Origin of the sequence: Bremerella volcania, assembly GCF_007748115.1 — a bacterium.
In the GTDB taxonomy this organism is placed as follows: Bacteria; Planctomycetota; Planctomycetia; order Pirellulales; family Pirellulaceae; genus Bremerella; species Bremerella volcania.
In genome coordinates this window covers 4,529,164-4,555,062 of the sequence record NZ_CP036289.1, presented here as the reverse complement: position 1 = coordinate 4,555,062, position 25,899 = coordinate 4,529,164, and the positions used below count along the sequence as shown (strand labels likewise).

Genomic DNA, 25,899 nt, shown 5'->3' with positions numbered 1-25,899 from the left:
CGTTACGGCAGCCGGTGCCCCATCTTGTCGCGTTTCGTATCCAGATACTTCTGGTTGTGCGGGTTCGGTTCGGGGTGAATCGGGACCTGGTCGACTACTTCGAGATCGAAGCCGCCGTAGATGAACGCGTCGGTCTTCTTCGGGTTGTTGGTCAGCAGGCGAATCTTGGAAAGGCCCAGGTCTTTCAAGATCTGAATACCGACCCCGTAGTCGCGCATGTCGCTCTTGAAGCCCAATGCGTGATTCGCTTCGACCGTATCGAGCCCTTGGTCTTGCAGGGCATAGGCTCGGATCTTCGCTTTAAGGCCGATGCCGCGACCCTCCTGTGGCAGGTAGATCAAAGCACCTACCCCTTCTTCGCTGATCTTCTGCAGGGCCATCTTCAGCTGATCGCCGCAGTCGCAGCGCAGCGAGTTGATCAGGTCGCCGGTGAAGCAGCTGCTGTGCAGGCGAACCAGCGGGGCTTCGACCGAGGAGAGATCACCCATGGCGATCGCCACCGGTTCCTGCGTTTCGTACTTCACGTCGTAAACGATGATGTCGAACTCACCGAAGGTGGTTGGCAACTTGGCTTCCGCTCCGCGTTCCACCAGTTTCTCGTTCACGCGTCGATGCGAGATGAGCTGTTCGATCGAGATGATCTCGAGGTCGAACTTTTCAGCGATCGCGATCAGTTCATCGCGCGAAGCCCGATCCCCTTCTTCGTTGAGGATTTCGCACAGCGAACCCGCCGGCGTGAGGCCAGCCATGCGGGCCAGATCGACCGATGCTTCGGTATGCCCGGCGCGGCGCAGCACGCCCCCTTCCTTGGCCAACAGCGGGTAGACGTGTCCTGGCCGCACGAAGTCATCGGCGATCGATTGCTCGTCGACCATGGCCATGATCGTTTCGGATCGCTCTTTTGCCGTGATGCCTGTCTTGGCGTTCTTGTGGTCGATCGGGGTAGTGAAGGCCGTACGAAGTGGGGCGTTGTTGTTCTCGACCAGCGGCGTCAATTCCAGCCGTTCGCAGACGTCCGGCAGGCAGGCCGTGCACAAGAGACCGCGTCCCTGCGTGATCATGAAATTCACCACTTCGGGGGTCGTTTTTTCTGCCGCGGCGACGAAATCCCCTTCGTTTTCCCGATCTTCCGCATCGACAACAATGATGACTTTGCCAGCTTTGATCGCATCGACAGCCGCTTGCACGGTGGAAAATCGGTGGCTCACGGGAAGCACTCTCCTGAATGACACGGGGCATCGCCGATGGAAAAAGGGATGCCCTGCACGATCCTCGGGGTTAATATTGGGCAACGTCGGCGGAATAACTCATTATAGAACCCGCACCTTTGCGGCATAGTTCACCTTGACGGAGTCCGTAGTGACTGCTTGGAAAACCATAATCGTTGCGTTTTTTGCTTTCGCGGTTTTAGCCGGCCCCGCGGTGGCGGAAACACCCTCCATTCGGAAGGTGCCTGACCTGATCTTCGCTCAGCGGGAAGACAAGACCCTTAAGGCAGATCTGTACCTGCCCCCAGGCGAAGGCCCCTTCCCGGCGATTCTCATGATTCATGGTGGAGCGTGGGCCGGAGGTTCGCGCAGCCACATGACGACGCACGCGATGTACCTTGCCAACAACGGCTATGCGGTTGCGGCAATTACATACCGTTTCGCACCGAATCATATATTTCCTGCTCAACTGGAAGACTGTCAGGCCGCTCTGAATTGGCTTGTCGATAACGCCAACGAGTTCCATATCGACACCGATCGAGTGGGCGGCTGGGGCTACTCGGCCGGTGGCCATTTGGCCTGTCTCGTGGCGGCCGTCGAAGCGGAAAAGGGACCTGGTGCTCCGCAGCTTAAAGCGGTCGTTGCTGGTGGCGCGCCGTGCGATTTCACCCGAGAACCACCCCGCAGCGAGAGGCTGAAGTTCTTCCTCGGTGGCTCGCGCGCCGATGTGCCTGGCACGTATGAAGAGGCCTCGCCGCTGAGCCATGTGACGGCCAAGTGTCCTCCGATTTTCTTTTTTCATGGCACCAACGATAGTGTCGTTCCCATGCGGAATGCCGAGGTCATGCACGACAAGCTTTCCTCGCTTGGCATTCCCACCACCTTCTACAAAGCGGAAGGACGCGGGCACCTGAGCACGTTCATCGATCCTCAAGCCAAGCAAGAGGCATTGAAATTCCTGGACGGACATCTCAAACTCGGGAAGTCATAAGTTTGCCGTTTCCGTCAGGGAGGCGGGTCATCCCGAGCCGAGAAAGTTGTCCGCAGAAGCATGAGTGACGACGCGCAGTCAGCCAACGAGTTGGAAGCCGAGGAATACGTCGAGCAGCGGCACTTCTTTGAAGGCCTTCAGGCAGGGCTGGCCGATAACCGCCCGATGCAAGAGATCTTGAAGTCGGTACGCGACGAGATTCTCGTGACGACCAAGCTGCCGATGGCGATCGACTTCATGGCGGCTGAACTGCGTCACAGCGGTCAGTTTCATCCCGCCATGAAACGTCTGTCGCACTACTTCACGGGCTTTCAAGCGTTTATCATCGAGTCTTCGGAAGACGACCGGGGGCGTTTCGACTTTCAGACAGGCCTCGAAATCTTGAAGTACGAGGTCAAACTGAGGGCCGAACATGCGACCCCGCAAAGCTTGTTTCTCTATCAGTTTGAAACGATCTGTCGTCATCGCCTGAAATACGATGCCGGCTTCACTGCGATGGCCTCGGATCCGATGTACGACGACCACTGGAGACGGTTCCTGGAGGTCAATCGACGGCGGATCGGCTTGATCGACATCGCCGACATGATCTACGTCCGTAGCGAGCATTACATCACGCAGCAGATTCGCCGTGGAGGTAAGCTACCGGGCGCGGACTTCCCACCGCTATTTGGCGAGCGGGAAGGTCGCATTGCGTTGGCCAATCGCAAGCGAGATCCACTCCTGCTGTTTTCTGCGCTGCAGCGGCAGCTTGGTTACCCGAAAGTGCCGTCGAAAAAGAAGATCGACGAAGAGCTGTTCCTGCTGCCGCAGATGATGCGGCGGATGGAACGTCTGGAGGCCCGGATCAAGCTGCTGGAGGAAGAGAATCGAGGAGGAATCGACCTCTCGAAGTTCTACGAAAAAGAGAGCCGCCCTCCGACGTTTGGTGACTTCGACGACTAAGGCAAAAGCTGACGGAATTTCTCGCTTTCTGACGGCGTTGCCATTTTCCTGGTAGGGGGCAGACCCAAAACTGGACAACATTGTCCAGTTTGGAGGTAAATTGCGGTAATTTCTCCCGGTTTTACCCAGGTTTCACAGGCCGGCTTGTTCTACCGATTGGGGGACATTGTTAGACTATATGGAGGTGTGAACCCCGAAAAATCGGCATAACCGGCAAAATTGCCTCATAAAAAGCGGGAACACCGTCGAAATTTCAATTAGTTAGCGCAGTTTTGCGAGGCGATTGGAAGTTCGGAAATCACTAGCGAGATTGAAGGCGGACCGCTGCCACTGATAGCAGCGGTCAATCGGCTTTTGCCATGTTGGCTATGAAGCACGAAGCAAAGTCCGTTCGGCCCAGGCGAGTTGACACGTTGGCAAACCCACGTGCAACCGTCAGCATTCGGCCGTGTTTGGCAGCCCCGATTGCACCCCATCGGTGGAACGCCAGCTTCGTCGACTTCCTTCAGCGAACCCGATTTGCAGTCGACCCCCAGCTGATGGGTTTGAATTTGTCTGCATCGGGAAAACAGCCTCTACTCTGCCAGCTGACTTCCCGTATTGGGAGGAATGCGAGCCCAATTTGCGTGGCAGACATTGATAACATTTGGTTGAGTAGTAAATCACAAAGTTTCGAATCGTTCCCACAGTGTCTGTCATCGCAGTACCAACCTGACTAAAAGTCGCGAGCCCCGCAAGATTTGCCGCAAGGACGCGCTTTCCCATAATTCCCATAGAAACCCTGTTGTTGCTCGGATTGCCCGATAAACCATGTCCACCACTACTGATGAAACCACGGTCGTAAAAGAGATTCAGCCCTTGGAAGAAGCGACGGTACGCTTCTGCGGCGACTCTGGCGACGGTATGCAATTGGCCGGTACGCAGTTCTCGAATACCTCGGCCCTGGCTGGTAACGACATCGCTACCTTCCCCGACTTCCCGGCCGAAATCCGTGCTCCACGTGGAACGCTGGCCGGGGTGAGTGGTTTTCAGATTCACTTTGCGTCGCACGACATCTTCACCCCCGGCGAAACGGTCGATGCGCTCGTGGCGATGAACCCCGCGGCCCTCAAGACCAACCTGGGCGACTTGAAGAAGAACGGCGTGCTGATCCTCAACAGCAACGCATTCGATAAGAAAGCCCTCGGTCAGGCAGGCTACGAAAGCAACCCGATCGAAGACGATTCACTCAGCGGATACCAGGTCTTCTCGGTACCCATGACCAGCATGACCCGCGGTGCTGTGGACGGGCTCGACCTGAGTGTGAAGGAAGCGGATCGTTGCCGTAACTTCTTCGCGATGGGCCTGGTCTTCTGGCTGTATGGCCGCTCGATGGAACCGACCTTGCGATTCATCGAAGCGAAGTTCTCAAAGTTGCCAGCGATCGCGGAAGCGAACCGCCGGGCACTCAAGGCCGGCTACAACTTCGGCGAAACCACCGATGCGTTCCGCAGCAGCTACTCGGTCGAAAAGGCCAAACTGCCGCCAGGCAAGTATCGCAACATGACCGGCAACCAGGCGCTGGCTTGGGGGCTGATCAGTGCGGCCCAGCTGAGCGACAAGAAGCTGTTTCTCGGCTCGTACCCAATCACGCCGGCCAGTGACATTCTGCACGAGCTGAGCAAGTACAAGAACTACAACGTGCTGACCTTCCAGGCCGAAGACGAAATCGCAGCCGTCTGTGCCGCGATTGGTGCGGCCTACGGCGGCGAAATGGCACTCACCACGACCAGCGGTCCCGGTATGGCACTCAAGGGCGAAGCCATGGGGCTGGCGATGATGCTGGAACTGCCGCTGGTAATCGTCGACGTCCAGCGTGGTGGCCCAAGTACCGGTTTGCCAACCAAGACCGAGCAGGCCGATCTGCTGCAGGCCATGTTTGGCCGCAACGGTGAATCGCCTCTGCCGATCATCGCGGCACGCAGCCCAGCCGACTGTTTCGACGTGGCGATCGAAGCATGGCGCATCGCAACCCGATTCATGACCCCGATCGTCATCCTGACCGACGGCTACATTGCCAACGGTAGCGAACCGTGGCGAATCCCCAATATGGCCGATCTTCCGAAGATCGAAGTCACGCATCCCGGTCCACGCAGCGAAGACGATCCTCCGTTTTTGGCCTACCAGCGGAACGAAGAACTGGCTCGTCCGTGGGCGATCCCTGGTACGCCTGGCTTGATGCACCGCGTTGGTGGTCTTGAGAAACAGGATGGTACCGGCAACGTCAGCTACGATCCACAAAACCACCATCACATGGTGCTGACCCGTGCCAAGAAGGTCGCCAACATCGCCGAAGCCGTCCCGCCGCAGGAAGTGATGGGCGCCGAAAGCGGCAAGGTGTTGGTCGTCAGCTGGGGCGGTACCTATGGTTCGTGCCGTACGGCGGTGGCTCGTCTACAAGCCCAAGGCCAGTCGGTCAGCCACGCTCACCTGCGATACCTCAATCCATTCCCGCGAAACCTGGGCCAACTGCTTGGAAGCTTCGACAAAGTCCTGGTTCCCGAACTGAACCTGGGCCAGCTTCGTATGTTGCTTCGTGACAAGTACCTGGTCGACGCGGTTGGACTGAACAAGGTGCAAGGCAAGCCGTTCACCACAACGGAAATTGCCGAAAAGATCGAGTCCATGTTGATGTAGAGTCCCCTCGCGCCTGAGGGGAGAGGGCCGGGGCGAGAGGGAGAACCAAGTACCCGCTTACCCTACCCAGTAAGAAGACAGAAACAAACCTATGGCCTGCTTAAATGGAAAGCAAAGCCGTAGAAAAATCCCTCACCCTAACCCTCTCCCTTCAAGGGAGCGGGGACCTTGGTGAACCCCACACACTTGATTGCCAAACTCCCATGATAGAGAAAAGATCCACCATGGCATCCGCAGAATTGCCTGTACTGAAGCCCGCGGACTACGGCACCGACCAGGACGTGCGTTGGTGCCCTGGATGCGGTGACTATTCGATTTTGGCCCAAATGAAAAAGGTCATGTCGAACCTCAACATGAGTCGCGAAGACACCGTCTTCGTCAGCGGGATCGGTTGCAGCAGCCGCTTTCCGTATTACATGAACACCTACGGCATGCACAGCGTGCACGGTCGTGCTCCGGCGTTCGCTACCGGGCTGAAGTCTTCGCGGCAAGATCTGACCGTCTTCGTCATCACTGGCGACGGCGACGCGCTTTCGATCGGTGGTAACCACCTGATGCACGTGCTGCGTCGCAATGTGAACTTGAACATCATCCTGTTCAACAATCGCATTTATGGTTTGACCAAGGGACAGTACTCGCCGACTTCCGAAAAAGGGAAGATCACCAAGAGTACCCCTATGGGCGCGATCGATAACCCGATTCATCCGCTGTCGGTGGCCATCTCGTGCGAAGCGACTTTCGTGGCTCGTTCGATCGACGTCTACATCAAGCATCTGGCCGACACGCTCGAACGTGCCGTGGCTCACAAGGGTGTTTCCTTTGTCGAGGTTTACCAGAATTGCAACGTGTTCAACGACGGCGCTTACAAATGGGCGACCGACAAGGACACCAAGGCCGACACGGTTCTCGAATTGGAACACGGCAAGCCGCTTATTTTCGGTAAGGATCGCGACAAGGGCATTCGCCTGAACGGCATGACCCCGGAAGTGGTCGAACTTGGCAAGGGGATCAGCGAAGACGATCTTCTCTTCCACGATGAGAAGACGAACGATCCGACGCTGGCCTACCTGCTGACCCGCATGTCGCACCCCGAGTTCCCCGAACCGATCGGTGTGCTGCGCGACGTCGACGCCCCGTGCTACGACGACGCCATCAACTACCAGGTCCAGCAAGCCAAGCAGTCGCGAGGCGAAGCAAGCCTCGACAAGTTGTTCAACTCCGGCGACACCTGGGTCGTCGAATAAGCGAAGCTCACCCCCTTTCCGGTCCCCTCGCCCCCACGGGAAAGAGGTCTAGGATGAGGGGGCGAAGCTGGTTGGATAATCCATACAAGACGCCGCGTGAATCGAATTTCATGCGGCGTTTTTCGTGTCTTGATCCCGATGCAAGAACGCTCTCCCTCAGGCGAGAGGGAACAAAATTTGGGTTATAACGGCTGCGCAGGCACCTTGGTTTTCACGCTAGCGGCACCCCACCTCCTGGCCGATAAGAAGGACAACGAATCGTTCGGGCGTGCAATCACGCCGCGATCTGACGTATTTCAGATCGAAGTGGAAGGCACGGAGGAAAGAAGGAATTTGCCATGTGGCGGTCGCTATTTTTGGCAGTCGGCATCACGTTGATCATCGTTGGGGCAGAGTGCCTGATCGTTGACTCGGCCATGATGGCCGCAGAGGGAGGCCCCAAGCCATTTACGCCTCCCGATTGGGCACCCTGGAGCATGATGTCCAGCGGAGCTATTGTCATTCTATACAGCTTTACCATCCCCAAGCGGATGCACGGCTAGAGCCGGTTTCGTCGCGCTGCCTGGCGTGTAAGGGTGCGCATAAAAAAACGGCGACCAAATCTCGGTCGCCGTCTTTGCTTCTCGCATGTTGCTCAGTGGGCTTATCGTCCTTCACGCACCATGTCGAAGTATTCTTGAGCGTTCTCTTGATGGTCCTTCGAGAGACGCGTTTCGGTCAACGCGTCGCTGCTGAGGGAAGACTCCGACTCCATGGCCGATTTGATTTCAATCAGCGTCTGGCCAGCTCGGTTCTTGCCGTCCACGTAATCGACGATCACGCCACGCCCTGTCTTAGGATCGGCACGAACTTGCGAGTCGTACGCACCGGTCTCGTTTTCCTCTTCCGGGCGATCCCCCTGGCCTTGCCCTTGTCCCAGGCCGTTGCCCGGCTGCTGGCCCATGCGGCCCATTTGTCCCATCTGGCCCATCATTCCGTTCTTTCCGCCCTGGCATGCTTTACACATCTGGTTGCGAGCCATTTCCATCTGGTCCATGGCTTCGTCCAGCATTTCCAGTTCGTCTAGCTGGGCCTGAAGGTCTTGCATCTCGTTGGCCATCTGATTCAACTGATCGGCGGCCTGCTTTTGCTGGCCGTTTTGCAGTGCTTCCGAGGCCTTCGACAGTTGGTTGCCCATCTGTTGCATCCGCTGCATTTGAGCGTCTTGCATGCCCATCTGGTCGAGTTGTTTCTGCAGCCGTTCGGCTTCGGCCTGGTTGCCGGCCTGTTGGGCCTGTTTGATCTGCTGCTGCAGGGCCTTCTTGGCGTCTTCATGGGCTTTGGCGATGTCTTCCATCTTCTTGCCCATCTCTTCCAACTGCTTCGCTAGTGCTTCCCGCTCTTCCTTCGAGAGGTCGCCGTTGTTCAGCTTGTTCTGCAGATCCTTCATCGCGTCCAGGGCCTTTTGCAGGTCTCCCTTCTGCATCGCTTTGGCGAGTTCTTCGGCAAGGCCCCCTTTGAGCATGTCCTTCAGCATCTCGAGCTTCTTTTTGAACTCTTCGCTGGAAGCCAGTTCGTCGCGGCGTTTCTTCAGCTCCTTGGCCAGGTCGTTCAGTTCGAGCAAGGTTTCCTTTTGGTCAACCTTGTCCTTCTTGGCGATATCCTTGGTCCCTTCTTCCAACTTCTTGAAGAGGTCTTCGGCTTCCTTAAGGCCTTTTTCCTCGGCCTTCTCTTTTCGTTCTTTCAGCTCTTTACGCAGTTCGTCGGCCGTCTTCTTCACGACCTTGGTTTGTTCGGGATCAAGCTGGGCTGGGTTCGCTTCGACCGTGTTCGGATCGAGTACGGCATCCGGAACGAACAACGCGATCAGCAGCGCACCAACGATGATGGCCACTGGTGCCAAACCATTCCAGCCGCTGCGTACTGGGAAGCGATCGTTGACGTCGATGCGTTCGACCTGCCGAGTGGCATCTTCCATCAGGGCCTGGCCCCATTGAGTCTGACGCGACTGTTCGTCCATCGAGAGCGAACTGGAAACGCGCTCCTTCAGGCCAAAGCGAATGTCCAATTCAATGGCGGCCGCTAGCGCCGAAGTATGACTCAGGTAGGTCCAAACGATCGTCGTCAGCAGGCCAACCGCAGCCCCGCCGCCGATCCAGCTCCACATCCAGACGCTGCGATCAATGCCCAAAGGCCAGAGCTTTGGCAGAATGACCGCGATGGCGGCCAGCGTCAGGCTCACCGACAGGCAGATGATCAGCCGCCCGACGAATTGCTGTAAGATCATACGCCACTGGGCTTTACGGATGTGCTTCTGGAGAGTTTCCATGGAACCAAGTCCTTTTGAAATCGATGCACGCGCTTGAGGAGCTACACAGGGAATTCGCCGTGTAGATTAGTTCATCGTTAAGTGTACCGGAAATTGCCCCCGAAATACCACTTATTTTCTCGGGAAATTGCAGGATTTGGGTGTCTAAGTTGCAGTGGTATTACACTGGAATTTACGGGTAGTATAGAAACATCGTAGGCTGCCTATGCCTGATATGACGAATTCCCCTTACCGGTGGATTCTTGAGTCAGGCCCACCAGGCAGTCCATAAATGGCAAATCATGAGCATCCCAACGCAAACCCAAGCTCGCAGCGACGAGAAGAGCCTGCCCAGCCCGAAAGATCGGCCCAAGACCGATGTCGTGATTTACGACGGTCACTGTCGAATCTGTACCGGCGGTGTGAGGATTCTTTATTGGCTTGACTTGGGCCGGCGGCTTTCGTTCCTCTCGCTTCACGACGCGAAGGTTGCTGAGGTCGCTCCGAACTTGACGTACGACCAGATGATGGAAGAGATGTGGGTCATCGACACACAAGGACGGCAGCACAGTGGTGCTGGGGCGTTTCGGTATCTCACACGCCGCATTGCGATGCTGTGGCCGGTGATGCCGCTGTTGCATATCCCCGGATCGCTTCCGCTGTGGAGTTGGCTCTATCAAAAAGTTGCCGCGGCAAGGTATCGATTCGGTAAGCGTACCGACGACGACTGCGGCGACGCCTGCGCGATTCATTTTGGGCCGAAAAAGAATTCGGAAACGTAAAACTCAACGCACTTGATCGTTGATTTCAGGAAAAGGAGTCCTGGCAATGTTCGATCTCCGCAAGCACACCGCCCACGGAACTGGGAAACCGAAGTCGATCCGACGCGCCGGCATGCAGAAGCCGCTGGTCGAGAGCTATCTCGAATATCAGATCGAAATCACGCAGCGACCGGCCAGCCCGATCTCGACGCGTATTCTGTTCAGTGTCCGCGTCGACGGCGGCGAACCGCTATTGCAGTCTTACATGACCGGTTTCCTTACCGAGAAATCAGCCCGCGCGGCCGCCCACGCTGAAATCCAGAAGTTGGAATTCAAGTATGGCCAAAACTCTTCCCCCATCGCCAGCATTCTGTCCAGTCTTAAGCGGCAACGAGCGGCGAAGAAGCTGCAAAGGAAGCAAGACTGACTCTTGACATCAAAGGCATGCCCTCTCCGTGGAGGGGTATTTTGCCCGCTGTTGTAGTGGCGGATTCTTTCTCAGGAAAAGTTTGCTTATTTGTCCAAAATTGTCGCATAGGTTATACTTAATGTGTTGATATGCACATCAGCACTCCTTCCTTACACTGAAAACCCCACTCGGTGCATCGACATCCCTCCAAATGCCAATTCTCCGCATTGGCTCCCTACCCCATTTCAAGGAACACCTTGCCATGAAACTTCATCGTGGGAAAGCGCGCGCGTTTACCCTAGTCGAACTGTTGGTTGTGATCGCGATCATCGGTGTATTGATCGCTTTGCTTTTGCCTGCCGTTCAACAGGCGCGCGAAGCAGCCCGTCGAATGCAGTGCACCAACAACTTGAAACAAATGGCGTTGGCGGTTCACAACTATGCTGACATCAACCTGGCCTTCCCGCCCAAAAGAGCTGGTACCACGCAAGGTGCCGACTGTACGGTAAAGAATGGCGCGTTCGGATCTGGCTGGATGCGTCTGTTGCCGTTTTTTGAACAGAATGCCCTCTACGATCAATGGTCGTCCGCATCGACATTCAACAGCACCAACTATCCTGCCTGGGGTCCTTGCCCATGGGATAGTACCGCCGGGAATTACACGCCGTATTCGGTCCAGATCGATTCGTTGAAATGTCCGTCAGACGGCGATGCCAGTTCGGCTACGGGACGTGGCGCGACGAACTATATGTTCAGTGTCGGCGACTCGATCAATAGCGGCGGCACCCGTGGCGTTAACGACGTCAACGAATCGCGTGGTATCTTCGGGAACCTGGGCGCGAAGATCACCTTCGCCAGCATCACCGATGGGACGTCGAACACCGCGATGCTTTCCGAACGTCTCTACGGCGGTACTAACAAGCAGTTGATTGGCCGTGGCGTTGCGTCCCCTGGTTACGACCCGATGACGGCTCCGAACGACTGCTACAACGCCGTTGATCCCAACAATCGCCGACAATTCGTATCTTCGGCAACGGTCACCAATTGGGCAGGCCGCTACGATCACGGTTCGGCTTCGCACATTGGCTTTAACACCGTCCTTCCGCCCAATGCACCAGCGTGTGGCAACGATGGGAACGACAACGCGACCGATGCCGTGCTTCCACCCTCAAGCCAACACCCAGGTGGTGTCTTGGTGGCTTATGGTGACGCCTCGGTGAGCTTTGTGGCCGAAACGATCGATACCGGTAATACCGGGGCCGCTCCGGTCAATAGTGGCCCAAGCCCCTACGGCGTTTGGGGTGCGATCGGTAGCCGCGATGGTGGTGAATCGGTTCAGATCCCATAAGATGATTCAGTCATCCGAAACTAATAAGCAAAAAGGCCTCTCACTAATAGAGAGGCCTTTTTCGTTTGGTCTTTGTGGTCGAAACGTTGACTACTTCACGTCGAAGTCGAAGTGGTTTTCTCCGTCGGCCGTAACCGTGACTTTCAGCGGAGAAGACGTGCTCTTGGTGTATTCTCGTGGCATGAGCTCTTTCGTCTTGGGAGACGGGATAGGGCGTCCCATCTCCTGCATCTTCAGTTTCTCTTCTTCGCTCAGCCCGCTCTCGACTTCCTTCTTACTGATCGTAACGACATAGTCTCCCGGCAAAGCACCATCGCCTGCGACATAGGTCGTCAGCGTGAATGTGCCGTCTGCTTTGGTTTGTCCGATAGCTCCTTGCGAGTTGTTTGCAGCGTGGAATTGGATCCGGGCATCTTCAACGGGTGAGCCCGCTAACGTGACCGTTCCAGTAACCTTCGATCGAGCAGGGCGATCATCCGGCGGTTCGCTGCTGCAGCCGAGAGACACGGCCAGCGTAATGGTGGCAAGAAGCAAAAAAATCTTGGCATGAAGGTGAGATCGCATGAGTTTTACCTCAGGTGTGCAGTAAAGGTGGGAATCTTCGGGAGGGGGTTACTTCCAGTTTACCGTGAACAAGGCAAAAATAGTGCGTTGGAAATAAAAAAAGCGACTTCCTAGGAGTCGCTTTCTTCAAAAAACAGGAAACTCATCGTTACGCGGCCGAACGCTTTTCAGCGGTGTTTCCCGCGTTCTCTGCTTCGTCCTCGACGTACAGCCGGCAGTAGGTGCTGCTAGTCTCGATTAGCTCTTCGTGCGTGCCGGTTGCTTCGATCTGGCCGTGATTCATCACGATGATCCGGTCGGCCAATTGCAGCGTGCTGGCGCGATGCGTGATGAGGATGGCCGTTCGCCCGGCGATGCAGTTTTTCAAACTTTCATGAATCAGACGCTCGCTGTCCAGATCAATCTGGCTGGTCGCTTCGTCCATGATGATGATGTCGGGGTCCCGCAGCAGAGCTCGGGCAATCGAGATTCGCTGCCGCTGTCCGCCCGATAGGTTCGAGCCACTATCGCCACATAGCGTGTTGTACCCATCGCTCATGTGCGTCTGGATGAACTGATCGACGTAAGCAAGCTTGGCCGCGGTGATGACTTCTTCATCGGTCGCGTCCATGCGGCTGTAGCGAATGTTCTCGAGAATGGTCTCGTTGAACAAAACGGTCGATTGGGTAACCAAGGCAATCTGCGATCGCAGGTCACTTTGCTTGAACTGGCGAATATCGGTTCCACCGAGTTCCACCGTACCCAGGTCTGGGTCGTAGAAACGCATGAGCAAGTTGATCAACGTGCTTTTGCCACAACCATTGGGGCCGACAATTGCGACCGTCTCGCCTTGCCGGATCGTCAGATCGAGGTTCTTTAGGACCGGTGTCTTGGGGACATAGCAGAACTGCACTTCGTTGAATTTGATCTCGCGGCCGACGCTATCGATCGGCACAGGACGCTCAGGGTCCTGAATTGGGACTTCTTGCTGCAGCAGGGGATAAACCATTTCCGCGGCGGCAATGCCGGCCTGGATCGAGCCGAACACATCCCCCAACTTCCTCAGTGGGTCGGTGCAGCCGATCAAAAAGGCGTAGAAGGCCAGGATCGAGCCGAGTTCCATCGGCTTATCTGCCAGGGGAATACCAAAAATCTGCGTTTCCTGGTTCAGCACCAGGTAACCACCGGCGATCATCGACAGGCAGACCATGCCCAGGCCCAGCACTTCGTTGTTGACGCGGACCATCGAATTGAAGAACTGGATCTTCACGCGTTCCCAATACGCTTCACGCGACTTGGCCTCGAAGCGTTTGCGTTCGTAATCTTCCGTGCCGTACGCTTTGACAACGTAATAGCCGTTCATAACCTGCAGGAAAAAACCGGTAATCCGGGCCTGAATTTTGATCGACGATTTGCTCAGGTCCTTGATCGTTCGAGCCAGTTTGTATAGGACGAAAGCCGCGATCGGTGCGATCAACAGCGAAAGGATCAGCAGCCGCCAGTTGATATAAGCGGCACCGGCCAGGCAGGCAAACATCTTGACTGGTTCGCGGATGGTCTTGCCGAACAAGATCTCAAGCGCCGCGCCGATCGAGCCGACGTCGCCGTTCATGCGGGTCGTCGAATCACCGGTTGAAATGTTCGTTTTGCCCAGCCGAATGTCGAGTAACTTGTCGAACACCTGGTGCTTCAAGTCGAGCGTGGTCAATTGTGTGGCTCGGGCAACGAGCATCATGCTCATTGAGAGGAACACCCCTTTCACCAGGGTGCCGACCATCAGAAAGCCGACCATCAGCAGCAGCGTATTGAACGGGCTGTTGGGTGCATACGCGTCGATCCACGGCTGAGACTTTTCGATATTCGCAAGCTTGTCTTCCCAGCCGTTCATCGCGCTGTCATCGCGGCGCAACATTCGATTGATTTCGGCCCGCTTGATTGGGTCTTCGGTCCGTGCGATTTCCTCGTCGTAGCCATCGATGTTTTTACGGAGCCGGGCAATCTGCTCCCGGCAATTGACCGTCTCGCGCTCGGCCCACTGGTGCAGACTTTGCCCGTCGAAAATGATTTCGGCGAATGGATAGACGGCGCCGATATTCGCGCCCCATAAGAACCCCACCATCAACGAGCAGATGATGGAGCCGACGATGGACCAGCGGTAGTGGGAAACACAATGGCGAATCGCGAGCAGCAGATACTTCATGCTTCGGGTCGTGCATTCTCGGAAAGCAGTACATCTCGCGGCTTTAACCACAGGGTGTACTCTTGGAAATCTCGCCGTCGCAAACGCACATCCATTGCGCAATAGCGGCACGGCGAATCAGGAACCGAAGAAAGCTACAACGATTCGCGGTTGCCAGCAATATCAGTCGCGTCTGGGAAGCAGATTCCAGCCGATGCTAGCAGCGATTATTCAGGATCGTCGTTGGCGGCGAGCATTTTCATCTGGTTCGCCGCTTCCAAAACCCCCAACGCGAAGGAAGTCCCGAGCATTAGCTGCCCGGTCGTGTCGTAGTGGACGGTGTCTGGTAGCAGCGGCATGCCATCGGTGGGGACGTTCCACACACCGAGAATTGCCAGTTCGGATCCGCTGCGCATGTCGGCATCGGCTTGGGCCTGGCGGATCTCGTTGCGGTGGGTGAAGCGTTCCATCCACGGAATATTAGGAAGGACCTGACCCATGGCCAGTGGTACCGGACCGCTCTGGCAGTCTTCTTCGATTCGCGACTTGAGCAGCGCGATCGACTGGTCGTACTTCGTGGCGGAAATCTCCTGCTTGGCATCCGCTTCCCCCTGCATCCAGGCAATCCCTTTCAGCTGAGGATTCTTCCCGGCCTCTTTCAGCGCGGCAAACGCTTTGGTGAATTGATCGCGCAGTCGTTTGTAATGATTTCCCATGTTCGGGTCTTCCGGCGAGGTGCCGGGATAAAACGTACCGCGGTTGGGGCCTGGCTCTTCACCCATCCACTTGCCTCCGTTAAACCCCGCATGCAGCGGTTGGCCGCTGAGTGCGAACTTGACGATATAGATCGTCTTGGCAGGTGCAAGGGATGCCATCGTCCCGGCGAAACCAACTTCCGGTCCGAATCGCCCGCCCCCGTTGAGGTTCAAAGTCATCGGATCGAAGTCGACAAACTGCTTGCCATCCCAGTATTGCACCGACGGCAGCGGCGTCTTCCACTTTTCGGGAAGCTGCGACTTCGTACCGCTGCCGGCCATGTTCGACTGGCCGGAAAGAATGTAAACGTCGACCGCCTCCTGAGCGGAAGCCAACGACGATGCCACAAGCAGCAGAGCGAAAAGGAGCAGGGCAGGCGTACGAGCGAGCATGGCGGTTCACCGGGGAAGTGTTCAATGGGCGGGACATGGGCCTAATTCCCATCGTACCTGGGAAACGCCTTCGAAACAAAAAACGCCGCGAAACGAGTGGACCTTTGCAGCGTTATTACTTCTAGAGCGGGTGAAGGGAATCGAACCCTCGTAACTAGCTTGGGAAGCTAGGGCTCTACCATTGAGCTACACCCGCACGGGCTTCTTCTAAATATAACGCGGAGAGAATGGCGAGCAAGGATCGGCCGTCGTGAATTTGAATTCTGGCGAAGCGGTCAACTTTTGATCGTTCGCTTGGGCAATGTGATCGGATCATAACGGTTTGCTGGGCTCTGCGGTTTGGGCAATGCCTGCGTGTCGGAAAAATGCGGCGGTATAAGACGCGTGTCGTAAGCCAGCGCGCACAATTGGGAAACTCTCCCGAGAACCAAATCCCGGCCGGTGGCGGTATGCTTCGAATTTGGAAGGAATCTGACCGCGTCCTTTGGATGCTGATTCTGCTTTACCTGGTGATCATGACGGTCGCCGCGCTGCCCACACTGCAGCGCCGGGCCGCGGCCAATCGCCCGGCAACTTTATTGGAAATGGCCTGGGCCGCCGAAGGCAACCTCAGCGAAGCCGATCGAGCCGCCGCCCAACAGCGCTTGACCAGGCACCTGGCTTGGATGGAAAACAATCTTCCTGCGCAGTGGGGACGCTACTCGATCCAAGAGCGGGCCGAGTGGGTCTTTCAGTCGATGCACGAGCACTTGCTGTTCGGCGAGTACGACGAAAACCAGAACACCCTCAGCAAGGCCCTGCTCGAAGGAAACTACAACTGCGTTTCGGCGACCATTCTGTATCAGATTCTGACCGATCGGGCAGGGCTGCCTACCGTGGCGATGCAAACCCGCGGGCATGTCTGGTGCCGCCTGTTGAGTCGTCCGGAGTTGGACGTCGAAACGACCTGTCCGACGTGGTTTCTGCTCGAGCCGCACGATCAAGGTCAATCCCCTGCGATACAAGCCGCGGATGAAGCACGAACGCTTTCGGCGCGTGGACTGGCCGCGAAGATTCCGTACAACAAAGCCAGCCTGGCCGCCGCGCAAGGAGACTACTCTGGCGCGATCGAATACTTGAACTTCGCCCTGTCGCTCGATCCGCAAGACGCGGCGGCGATGCGGAATCGCAGCGCTATTTTGAATAACTGGGCCGTGGCGTGCATCGGGGAGAAGGACTGCCAGACGGCGCTCGATATCCTCGAGCGGATGGAAGCCCAGCGTCCTCATGATCCTGACCTGGAAGGGAACCGCAGTAAGATCGTTGATGCGGTGATCGATCAGTGGTGCCACCAGGGGCGTTACTCCGAGGCATTACGCTTGTTGCAAATGCAGGGCGACCCGTCGCAAAGCCGGCACTCGGTCCGTTCGCTTTACCAGGCCTGGATTCAAGACGCCGCCAGCCGTGGCGATTGGTACGAGGCGAAGAACGCGCTGCGACTGGCCATCTCGGCCCATCAAGACGATCCGTTAACCGTCGCTCAACTTCGACGCCAGTACCGCCAGCTGATTTCCGGCTAAAGCATCCTTGTTTTCGTAATTCTTTTCACTTGCCAATCGTCGAATCGTGACCTATTTATTTCATTAGTTCTGGGGCAAGCGTTGTGAGGAAGGTCCGCGCAGACCGGTTATTCCGAATGCACGGCCAACAACGGCTCTTCTGAACATCCTCCTTATTCGCGTGCACCCTTGCGAGCGGTCTGCTTCGCAAGCCGAATCTCGTCTCCGACTCGTTCCTTATCAGGTTGAACCCATGGCAAGTTGCGCTATGACCACGTCTGAATTTGCATTCACCACGGTTCCCAATTGCTCCGACGAGAGCGATACCAAAGTGCGTGCAACCGTAGGTCAGCTCATCACCAGGATTCTGCCGAAGAAGATCACCAGCGAACGGCGGCGCGACTTTCGCTATCCCTATCCGCACTTGATCTACCTGACGCCGATCGATGCCACCGGCGAGCCGCTCAACGAGTTGTCGACGGTCGTGGTCGGAAAGAATATCACCGAACGCGGAATCGACTTCTTTCATCGCGAACCACTTCCCTATCGGCGCGTGATCCTGACGCTGGAAGCCGAAGATGGAACGCGGGCCTCGCTGGTGACCGACCTGCTATGGACGCGATTCACGCGACAAGGCTGGTACGACAACGGAGGCCGCTTCCTGCATGTGTTGACCCAAAACGGCCCGTGCTAACGATTCGATACCAGAGAAAATACTTAGATTTTCGGGTGGCCCAGAGACAACTCTCTGGGCCACCCCTTGAGTGTCTACTTAAGCATGCGCATCACGGCTGGATACTTCTGGAAGATGTCGATCAATTCCTGACGCGTCACCGTTTTGTCGGCGTTGGTGTCGAGGCGATCGAAGACGTTGTGCCCTTGCTCAGGCACCTCGGATCGAGCCACTTCTCCATCCTGGTTTTCGTCGAACTTGGTGATCAGTTCGTTCGCCTTGTTGAGCACCGCTTCAGGTACTTCGCCAGGCTCGGACTTTTTGGCTAAGGTCTTAGGATCGACCGGAACGGCGACGTCGAAATAACCGATCATCATCTCATCCCAGGTTTGATCTCCCCAGCGGACCGTCTTGGTCGGGTCGGGGTTGAAGAGGTTCTCTTCCGAGTTGTCGTAGTGGGCGATGGCCTGCACGTACGAGCCCTTGGGCATCTTCTTCGGCTCGGCCAGTTCGTAGGCGGTTTGCCAGTTGAAATCGTACGCCGGGATATCGATCAGAATCTCTTCTTTGCCATCGTTGACCCCCACGTACCGAAACGCTTTGCCACGCAGGTGCATGTGCGGCATAAAGCTGAGGATGACGGTGTCGTCACTCGGCGACGGCTTCGACCTGGCTTCGACTTTGAAATTGTTATCCCCCGGTGGAATCGCAAGGCGGTGATTGACCGCGCTGGTCGTTTTCACTTCGTACTTCACGTCCTTCGGGTCCATGAAGTTAAAGCCGATCTGGCTGAGGTCTTCCTGCGGCGATCCAATCGGCGTGTAGTGCATCTGGAAGACGAGCCGCGATCCGGCCGGAATGCGTTTGGCCATCCCTTCCGGGTAGTTTCTGGCCAGCTTGCCGGGAACGTAACCGACCAGGAACCCGCGTGCGCCCCCTCCCAGTTCACGACCGTCGGCACCCGGAGGCAAGGCGAAACAGAGGATGTGGTGAACTACCTGCAGGTTGCCGGCCTTAAGTTCGGCTCCCTTGATCCACTTGTCTTCGGTAAAGCCAGGATCAGTGACGAAGTACTTGTATTTGACTTCTCCTTCGGCCGGAACCTGGTACGGTTCTTTCGTGATGTCGAGGATCAACTCCGGCTTTTCCGGAAGAGTCCAACCTTCGACGTACTTAACCGGCTCTGGCAGTCGCTTGGGATCTCCTTCCGGGGCACCGGCCTCGACCCACTTCAGGATCGTGTCCTTCTCTTCTTTGGTAAGGTGACGATCGTTGGAGAAGTGTCCGTACTTGGGATCGGCGTGCCAGGGAGGCATGCGTTGGTCTTCCACCACTTCGGCGATCATCTCCGCCCAGCCAACCACTTCGTCGTAGTCGGTCAGCGCGAACGGAGCAATCTGACTTTCGCGGTGGCATTCGACGCAGCGCTTCTGGAAGATGCGGGCAATTTGATCAGAGTACGTTACCTGCGAGGTTTCGTCCGCCTCGAGTATGCGCCCGATGTGACAGCCGACCGGGTCGGTCTCGGGCACGCTCACCTTCTTGCCGGCTAAAACTTCCTGGATCGCGATCTTGAGGTCGTCGCGCGTCGCGCCGTCGCGAATGTTGCCAACCAGAAAGTGGTCGTCGATGCGTCCGCGATAGCGAATGGTTCTTTCCTGATCCAGCAGGACGACCTCAGGCGTTCGCTCGGCACCGACTTGGTCGGCCAGGCGATTGGCCAGATCTTTCAGGAAGGGGATCTCCAGCGAGTGAACCCTGGCAAACGAAGCCATCTCGGTGATCGAATCGTGCTGGTTGGCATCGACAGCCAGAATCGAGACCTTCTGATCTTTGAACTGGTCAGCCAACTGCCCAAGCGTGACGGTGTACCGCTTGGCAACGGGGCATTCACAACCAATAAACGCCAGGACGACGACTTCGCTGTCAGCGTAGTCCGAGAGCTTGTGTGTTTTGCCGCGGAAGTCCTTCAGTTCGAACCCTTCGATCTTCTTGCCGATCGGCTGCGGTTCGACTTTCGATTCACGAGCCCAGACCGGCGAAACCAGTAGGCAGCTGAGAGAAAAGATGAGGATGAGGCGGTACACGGCGTAAACACTCCTGAAAACCAAGGCCAGGCGAGAGATTCTCTACCTCATAAACTGTAGTGAACAGCCAGAAGTTTCGCCTACCCTAAAATTTTCAGGTTTTTGCCTGCCAATGAGAACGCTAGCCAGGTAGCTTGTGGTCGTAGCCGATGCCAGAAGTACCGATCGACGCAGATCCGCTCTTAAAAGTTGCTCAGGCGGTTGACGCTGATGTTGACCCCTTGGAAGGGTACCACCCCGTAAATCCCACGTGTGAAGACCAGTTCAATGAACTCGTCGGCCCACAAGACCGGGCTCTTGGGCACGATGACGATGTCGGCATCGCGAATCCAAAGTTCGTCCGACGGGGCAGGGCGTTTGCCGTACAGGGCACCCTTCAGGTCAAGCTTGGTCGCCATCAAACGCCAGTCTTCGGCGCGGCGGAAGACGACCACCTCGCGCAGGTTGGCCCCGACGTTCCAACCGCCAGCCATGGCGATGCTTTGAATGGCGGTCGTCGGACCGGTCAGTTCGTAGCGGCCTGGGTTGGGGACTTCCCCTAGCACGTAGATATACCGTGGAGCTCGGTCGATCAGGACCGGAGTGATTTCGATCCCTTCGATCTCCTGGGCATAACGCTGGTCGATCTCGCGTTTGAGTTCGTCGAGCGTCAACCCCTGGGCAGGCACGTTGCCGATCAGGGGAAGTTGAATGGTCCCTTCCGGCGTCACTCGGCTGCTGCGTCCCTGACCACCGGTGCCGTATCGACTATCGACCGACGCACGCAGGTCTTCCAGCTTGGTGCTCACTTTCAGCGGCGTGACGGTGATTGCGGGAACCTTGTAATACTGTTTGTATTCCTCTTCGAGATAGGTTCGCAGCTCATCGACCGTGCGTCGCGCGGCGTGAACCTGATTGAGCAGCAGCAGAGTAATCGTGCCGTCGGGTTGAATATCCTGCTCACGGTTGATATCAGGATCGGTCAGCGACTCGATGCGGACTTTGTCGCCAACCTCAAAACGGTAAGGGCTTGTCGTCTGTTGCCGCGTAAGTCGATAGACGAAGTCGAGATCGTCCCCCACGCGCAGTCGGTACTCCGGCACATGAGCCGTACGAGCCGGGCCGACGTATTCGCCTTGGGCGAAGACCTGCCAGGGGATCGGACGGCGTGCGTTCCAGTGCGGTTCCCCCTCGCAGACCGGGTCGGTCGAGTCGACGCCAACCAGAACCTGTCGTTCTTGAGGGTTGCACGAAGGGGCCATCATTTGGGCCCACGCCGACGAAGTTGCACAGGCGACGATCAAGCTGCAGAGAGTGAGTTTATAAGTACGCATCAGGTCGAATCCTTGACCAGGCTATCGAGTCGATCGTGAGGGGGAACGGTGACGCTGGGCAACCGGTTGGCTGTTGTCTTCCGGTTGCGACTGCTTGAGGCCGGCATCGGCGCGTCCGTTTTGTGCCATTTGCTCGGGCGAAACCCAACGAACGGCATCCAGTCCGGCGTTCGTCTTGGCGAATTGATGGGCCGCTTCCGCTTCGAGGGAAGCTCGTCGAGCCATCTCGACTTCACCCAACGATTGATGCACCGAAGCCAGGTTTTGCCAGATTTCGGCACGCGGCGAAGCCTTGATTCCTTGCAGCAGGGCCTGCTTGGCGTCTTCCAGTTGTCCATAGCGGGCCAATAGAACGCCCAGTTCGTTGGCGGCTTCGAAGTTCGAGCCATCAACGGCCAGAGCCGTCTGGAAAAAGGCGATCGAACGCGGGCCCACCAGCGTACGGTTGTCGCCGGTCGTGCTATTGAGGTACTGCTGAATGCGTCCCAGTCCAACCAGTGCCCGGGCCGTTTCCGGCATGCCGCCGCAAGCGACGTTCAGACGCTCTTGAGCGTAGGCGAAGTAGGCCTGAGCGGCCGTGAGCGCCGTTTCATATTCCAAGTTTTTGTTTTTGAGGACAGGAGTTCGATGAGCATCCACAACCAAATTCAAATCGACGTTGGCTTCCAGCTGCGCGCCAGCGGGAATGAATTCGCCCGCTTCGTCAAGAGCCGCGATGGCATCGGCCAGCGCGTCGCTGTGGTGATGCGACTTTTCGGCGGTGTCCAGCGTTTGCGTGGCCAGACGCAGGGCCTGAATGAATTCAGCACGTGCCGAGTAGTACGCACCACGCTGAGCCAGAATCAAACCATGATCCACCAGGGTGGCCATGCGTCCACGAACGGCCAACAGGGCATGATCAATCTGGGCCGGGCTTTGCGTAGCCGGCACAAAGCTGGGGGGCATTGAAACCGAGCGTGGCGTGCCGGTGCGCGACGGCAACGGCATGTCGGTGACGTCCACGACGTCCTCCTTGGCTGGGTTCAGCGTAATCCCTTCAGACGGCGCCGTCGGGGCGAGGCTCACGAACCTGGAAGTTGATCCTGCGGGTTGATTGGGTTTCTGCGGCGGCGACTGCTTCTCGACTTGTCGAGGCGAGTTTCCCAGGAAGTTGGGCATCACCGGCGATTGGGGAATCTCACGCATCGCGGGAGCTTTGACCGGTTCGTCTTCGACCTTGGGCAGAAGCTTCAGCTCAGGCTGCGCGCTGACCAGGGGCGCCTTGGCCGGCGGCGGTGGCAGCTTCACTTGAGGTGCCGGAGCGTTTTGCGGCGTTTCGATCTGAGGTGGATTGAGCGCGAGCGGTTCGAGCTGACGACTAGGGGCAACCGGCTGGCTGGGTTCAAGTACCGACCGCATGGTCTCCGGCGTCTTGGCGACGGGCTTATCAGCGATCGGCTTGACGGGTGCAGGCGGTGCGACTTCGGGCTTTTTTGGCGCAGAATTCGTCTCGGCGACATTTTGCTTTGGGCCGGGGATGTGAGTCGGAGGCTCAAGCAGAAGCTCTTCCGGCATCCGCGGCTTTGATGGCGCCGGCTTTGCGGGAGGTTCGACCTGGGGTGACTTTTCCGATGCTTCCGATTTTTCGATTTTCAACGGGAAACGGATCGTTTCGAGCGACGTTGGTTTATCCGCTGGATTGGGCTTGGTGACGGGAGGAAGACGCTTGGGATTGGCGTAGGGATTGTTGACGATGTTCTCGTGGGCTTCGCTGATTTCCAGATGAGCGGCCAACTGAGCCATGGGGCGAACGTCTTCGGGCGCATGAAAGAGATTGGGTGCGCTAGCCGGCGCTTCGGCGTCGTTGGCCACCTTCGAATTGCGCCCACAGCCGACGATCACTAACATCGTCAAACTCAGTGCAATCCCAACTCGGCTGGTTGAGGGCAGAGGTCGATCCATCGGTCCATCCATGAAGTGTCAAGGGATGCGGCGCATTGCCATCCGTGCAACGGCGCATCGATTCCTAAACACGAAATCGACCAATCGATTTCAATGCAATCACTCAAACCGCGCACACGAGTGATGCTCGTCGAGGGGGCGGCACTCATACCTGATACATGCCTCAGGAGGGGAACGTTCCGGATAATCGTTACAGACAAACTTAGCCTGCGTGAGGTTTACCGAAAGTTGAGGGGAAAGGAATATGGTTTTCGTAGTAATTAATCATTAGCACATCGTGAAACGTAATCTAACTTTGGTTGAACTGAAAGAATCAGTGGCTTAGCCCCCAAGCCTTGGAAAGAACGTTATCTTGACCTTCAGCAAAACAAGTCAGCCCGAACTTCCTCCGACTCGCAGCCGGGTATTGGTTGTTGACGACGATAGGCTCATTCGAACTCTCATTCGCGAGTTTCTGACGCGCGAAGGGTACGAAATCGTTACGGTTGAAAACTGCCGGCAGGCCTTGGAAGTGTTGGAAGAGGAAAAGAACGAGTTCAAGTTCCTGGTGACGGACTGGGAATTGCCGGACGGTTCAGGGATCGATCTGATCCGGCACGTGCGACATGTCGTCAGTTCGCATTACATGTACATCGTGATGGCCACGTCTCACGGCAATCGTGAGAACTTGACCCAGGCCCTCAACGCTGGGGCCGACGATTTTTTGGCCAAGCCGATCGATCGTGGTGAACTGGTCGCGCGCATGCGATCGGGTCAGCGAATTCTGGCCTTGGAAACGCGCCTGACGCACCTGGCCAACAGCGACCCGCTGACCAGCCTGCCGACGCGCCGTGTGTTTGAAGAGATGGTTTCCAAGGAATGGAGCCGTTCCAGACGCCATCGATTGCCACTGTCATTCGTGATTTTCGATATCGATTATTTCAAACGAATCAACGACGTCCACGGTCATGTTTCCGGTGACCAGGTCTTGCGGGAAATCGGTCGGATTCTCTCCGATTCGGTTCGCAAGTCGGATATTATCTGCCGCTACGGTGGCGAAGAGTTCTGTGCCGTGTTGCCGGAAACCTCTTCCGCCCAGGCATGCATCTGGGCCGAGAACCTCCGTAAGCGAATCGCCGAAACCGAAATCATCCTCGACTCGGCAGTGGTCAACGTAACGACCAGTTTCGGCATCGTCGAAGCGATGGCCGAAATGGAAGAATTGGACGACCTGATCGAGATCGCCGATCAATGCCTGATCGAAGCTAAACAAAAAGGGCGCAACCAGGTCGTCTCGTTTAATAACCTCCAAAACGCCGTTTGCTGTGGCGATACGGGGCACCTTGACCTGGTGTTCGGTGGAGCCGTCGCGGCGGACGCGATGACTCCGGTGGTCAGCACGGTGACGCCTGATTCAAGTGTTATCGATATCAGCCAGTTTTTCTTGAACTATCGAATTCCGTCCGCACCGGTCGTCGATCACGAAGGTAGCCTGGTCGGGATCGTTTCGGAGAAGGATCTGATGTCGGTCGCCTGTCGGCCGAACCCTCACGAGATCACGATCGCCGAAGTGATGCGAAAAAACCTGATCTGTTATCCACCAAACATCCCCCTGCGGATCGTCTGGGAATTCCTCAACCGTGTTTCCATTCGCACAGTCTTGATTACCGAGAACAGCAAGACGCTGGGCGTCCTCAGCCGACAAAGTATCCTGCGTTGGCTGGCCAACACCACATGGAACCAAAACGGACCGATGGGACATGCTGGTGATGTCAGCAACACATCGTCGCAACGGCTCGAGGTCGCTGCCAAACTGCTGGCCGAAACTTCGCGTCAGTTGACCAACGACGTTGAAGTGCGTACCGAAGACGAACACGCCGCCATGGTGATTGGTACGGTCTCGAAGATGCAAGATCTCATGACCGATCTCCTGGAAGCCGTTCGAGGTGGTTCCGGTTCGGGAGCCATGTCCTTGGGGACCGCGTTCAACACGACCGACTTCTAAAAGGGGCGGCCGCTTCCGACGTTAGCGAACCCAGATTTTGTAAAGCCACTGAATCGTCTTGGGGAAAGGCTCTCCGTCGAGCGATGCGTTCACCTCGAACCCACTCGCCGAGGCAGGGATCTCCGGGGTGGGAAATCGCTCTTGGGGAATCACGTCGACACACACCTCGCTGCCTTTGACGCTCCAAACCCATGGGCCGTCCCGTTCCAGTTTGGGATCGATCATCTCCTCCATCACGCAGCCGTAGTGACTGCAGATCCGCATCGGGTAGTCCTTCATGCGGCAGGCCACCGAGAAGTGAATCCCGCCTGGCTCGGCCATCGGCTCGACGGCGGCCGACCAGTGGCTGTCGCCCGCCATGCCCACCAACAGAGCCACGGTCCCTTCCTGGCGCTGTTCCAGATGGATCTCTTGTAACGGAGGGCTTTCCGGCCACGGCTGCTCGTCGTCTCCTTCGATCGAAACGAACAACGGAATGCACTCGTCCCCCTGGACCAGCGCGATGATGTGGCCGAAGCGGTCCTTCTGCTTCACGAAATTGATGAACAGCCCGACGCCGTCTTCGCGAATCGATTCCACGAAAAAGGCTTCGGCAGGGGATGAGGATGATTCTGACACGAATGAGTT

Annotated in this window: 20 protein-coding genes and 1 tRNA gene; 11 read left to right on the top strand and 10 right to left on the bottom strand. The window is 56.8% G+C overall.

What is annotated here, in order from left to right:
* Window positions 1–2: 2 nt before the first annotated feature.
* Window positions 3–1,208, bottom strand: a complete 1,206-nt coding sequence (ribA, locus tag Pan97_RS18040) for a GTP cyclohydrolase II (RefSeq protein ID WP_144974960.1) — start codon at window positions 1,206–1,208, stop codon at window positions 3–5.
* 151 nt (window positions 1,209–1,359) lie between these two features.
* Here ribA and Pan97_RS18035 point away from each other — a divergent pair, with 151 nt between their 5' ends.
* The 5 genes from Pan97_RS18035 to Pan97_RS18015 all read left to right on the top strand — a co-directional run bounded on the left by Pan97_RS18035 (window position 1,360) and on the right by Pan97_RS18015 (window position 7,603).
* On the top strand, window positions 1,360–2,199 hold the full coding sequence (locus tag Pan97_RS18035; RefSeq protein WP_165698831.1) for an alpha/beta hydrolase: 840 nt from the start codon (window positions 1,360–1,362) through the stop codon (window positions 2,197–2,199).
* 60 nt (window positions 2,200–2,259) lie between these two features.
* Complete coding sequence (locus tag Pan97_RS18030; RefSeq protein WP_144974956.1) at window positions 2,260–3,141, top strand: hypothetical protein; 882 nt, start codon at window positions 2,260–2,262, stop codon at window positions 3,139–3,141.
* An 810-nt stretch (window positions 3,142–3,951) separates the two neighbouring features.
* The gene (locus Pan97_RS18025) at window positions 3,952–5,817 is read left to right on the top strand and encodes a 2-oxoacid:acceptor oxidoreductase subunit alpha (RefSeq protein ID WP_144974954.1); all 1,866 of its coding nucleotides are present in this window, start codon (window positions 3,952–3,954) and stop codon (window positions 5,815–5,817) included.
* Window positions 5,818–6,041: 224 nt separating this feature from the next.
* Window positions 6,042–7,061 (top strand): 2-oxoacid:ferredoxin oxidoreductase subunit beta, encoded by a 1,020-nt coding sequence (locus tag Pan97_RS18020; RefSeq protein WP_144974952.1) that lies wholly within the window; start codon window positions 6,042–6,044, stop codon window positions 7,059–7,061.
* Between the two features lie 338 nt (window positions 7,062–7,399).
* Entirely contained in the window at window positions 7,400–7,603 is a 204-nt protein-coding gene (locus Pan97_RS18015) for a hypothetical protein (RefSeq protein WP_144974950.1), read from the top strand.
* A gap of 101 nt (window positions 7,604–7,704) precedes the next feature.
* Here the strand turns inward: Pan97_RS18015 and Pan97_RS18010 are convergent, their stop codons facing one another.
* A complete protein-coding gene (locus tag Pan97_RS18010; protein WP_144974948.1) occupies window positions 7,705–9,369 on the bottom strand; it encodes a hypothetical protein in 1,665 nt (554 codons plus the stop codon).
* Between the two features lie 281 nt (window positions 9,370–9,650).
* On the opposite strand from Pan97_RS18010, the gene Pan97_RS18005 reads away from it, so the two are divergent.
* The 3 genes from Pan97_RS18005 to Pan97_RS17995 all read left to right on the top strand — a co-directional run bounded on the left by Pan97_RS18005 (window position 9,651) and on the right by Pan97_RS17995 (window position 11,866).
* Window positions 9,651–10,130, top strand: coding sequence for a thiol-disulfide oxidoreductase DCC family protein (locus tag Pan97_RS18005; RefSeq protein ID WP_144974946.1), 480 nt, complete (start codon window positions 9,651–9,653; stop codon window positions 10,128–10,130).
* Window positions 10,131–10,176: 46 nt separating this feature from the next.
* The gene (locus tag Pan97_RS18000; protein ID WP_144974944.1) at window positions 10,177–10,536 is read left to right on the top strand and encodes a hypothetical protein; all 360 of its coding nucleotides are present in this window, start codon (window positions 10,177–10,179) and stop codon (window positions 10,534–10,536) included.
* Between the two features lie 244 nt (window positions 10,537–10,780).
* A complete protein-coding gene (locus tag Pan97_RS17995) occupies window positions 10,781–11,866 on the top strand; it encodes a DUF1559 domain-containing protein (RefSeq protein ID WP_144974942.1) in 1,086 nt (361 codons plus the stop codon).
* Between the two features lie 90 nt (window positions 11,867–11,956).
* Here Pan97_RS17995 and Pan97_RS17990 read toward each other — a convergent pair whose 3' ends face one another.
* From Pan97_RS17990 to Pan97_RS17975, 4 genes are all read right to left on the bottom strand, one after another.
* Window positions 11,957–12,430, bottom strand: coding sequence for a carboxypeptidase-like regulatory domain-containing protein (locus Pan97_RS17990; protein ID WP_144974940.1), 474 nt, complete (start codon window positions 12,428–12,430; stop codon window positions 11,957–11,959).
* Window positions 12,431–12,578: 148 nt separating this feature from the next.
* Window positions 12,579–14,609, bottom strand: a complete 2,031-nt coding sequence (locus Pan97_RS17985; RefSeq protein WP_144974938.1) for an ABC transporter ATP-binding protein — start codon at window positions 14,607–14,609, stop codon at window positions 12,579–12,581.
* Between the two features lie 206 nt (window positions 14,610–14,815).
* Window positions 14,816–15,736, bottom strand: coding sequence for a sialate O-acetylesterase (locus Pan97_RS17980; protein ID WP_144974936.1), 921 nt, complete (start codon window positions 15,734–15,736; stop codon window positions 14,816–14,818).
* A gap of 125 nt (window positions 15,737–15,861) precedes the next feature.
* A tRNA-Gly gene (locus Pan97_RS17975) sits at window positions 15,862–15,932 on the bottom strand.
* Window positions 15,933–16,185: 253 nt separating this feature from the next.
* On the opposite strand from Pan97_RS17975, the gene Pan97_RS17970 reads away from it, so the two are divergent.
* Together Pan97_RS17970 and Pan97_RS17965 are read left to right on the top strand one after the other, a co-directional pair.
* Entirely contained in the window at window positions 16,186–17,295 is a 1,110-nt protein-coding gene (locus tag Pan97_RS17970) for a tetratricopeptide repeat protein (protein WP_144974934.1), read from the top strand.
* Window positions 17,296–17,527: 232 nt separating this feature from the next.
* Complete coding sequence (locus Pan97_RS17965) at window positions 17,528–17,968, top strand: hypothetical protein (RefSeq protein ID WP_144974932.1); 441 nt, start codon at window positions 17,528–17,530, stop codon at window positions 17,966–17,968.
* Between the two features lie 74 nt (window positions 17,969–18,042).
* On the opposite strand, the gene Pan97_RS17960 is transcribed toward Pan97_RS17965, so the two are convergent.
* From Pan97_RS17960 to Pan97_RS17950, 3 genes are all read right to left on the bottom strand, one after another.
* Window positions 18,043–20,034 carry a redoxin domain-containing protein gene (locus Pan97_RS17960; protein ID WP_144974930.1) on the bottom strand — a complete coding sequence of 664 codons (1,992 nt, stop codon included), beginning with the start codon at window positions 20,032–20,034 and terminating at the stop codon, window positions 18,043–18,045.
* Between the two features lie 182 nt (window positions 20,035–20,216).
* The gene (locus Pan97_RS17955; protein WP_144974928.1) at window positions 20,217–21,347 is read right to left on the bottom strand and encodes a polysaccharide biosynthesis/export family protein; all 1,131 of its coding nucleotides are present in this window, start codon (window positions 21,345–21,347) and stop codon (window positions 20,217–20,219) included.
* Window positions 21,348–21,368: 21 nt separating this feature from the next.
* Window positions 21,369–23,288 (bottom strand): hypothetical protein, encoded by a 1,920-nt coding sequence (locus tag Pan97_RS17950; RefSeq protein ID WP_144974926.1) that lies wholly within the window; start codon window positions 23,286–23,288, stop codon window positions 21,369–21,371.
* Between the two features lie 352 nt (window positions 23,289–23,640).
* Here Pan97_RS17950 and Pan97_RS17945 point away from each other — a divergent pair, with 352 nt between their 5' ends.
* Window positions 23,641–25,272: a diguanylate cyclase gene (locus tag Pan97_RS17945; RefSeq protein WP_144974924.1), complete on the top strand. Its 1,632-nt coding sequence runs from the start codon at window positions 23,641–23,643 to the stop codon at window positions 25,270–25,272.
* A gap of 21 nt (window positions 25,273–25,293) precedes the next feature.
* On the opposite strand, the gene Pan97_RS17940 is transcribed toward Pan97_RS17945, so the two are convergent.
* Window positions 25,294–25,890: a hypothetical protein gene (locus Pan97_RS17940; RefSeq protein ID WP_144974922.1), complete on the bottom strand. Its 597-nt coding sequence runs from the start codon at window positions 25,888–25,890 to the stop codon at window positions 25,294–25,296.
* Window positions 25,891–25,899 lie beyond the last annotated feature (9 nt).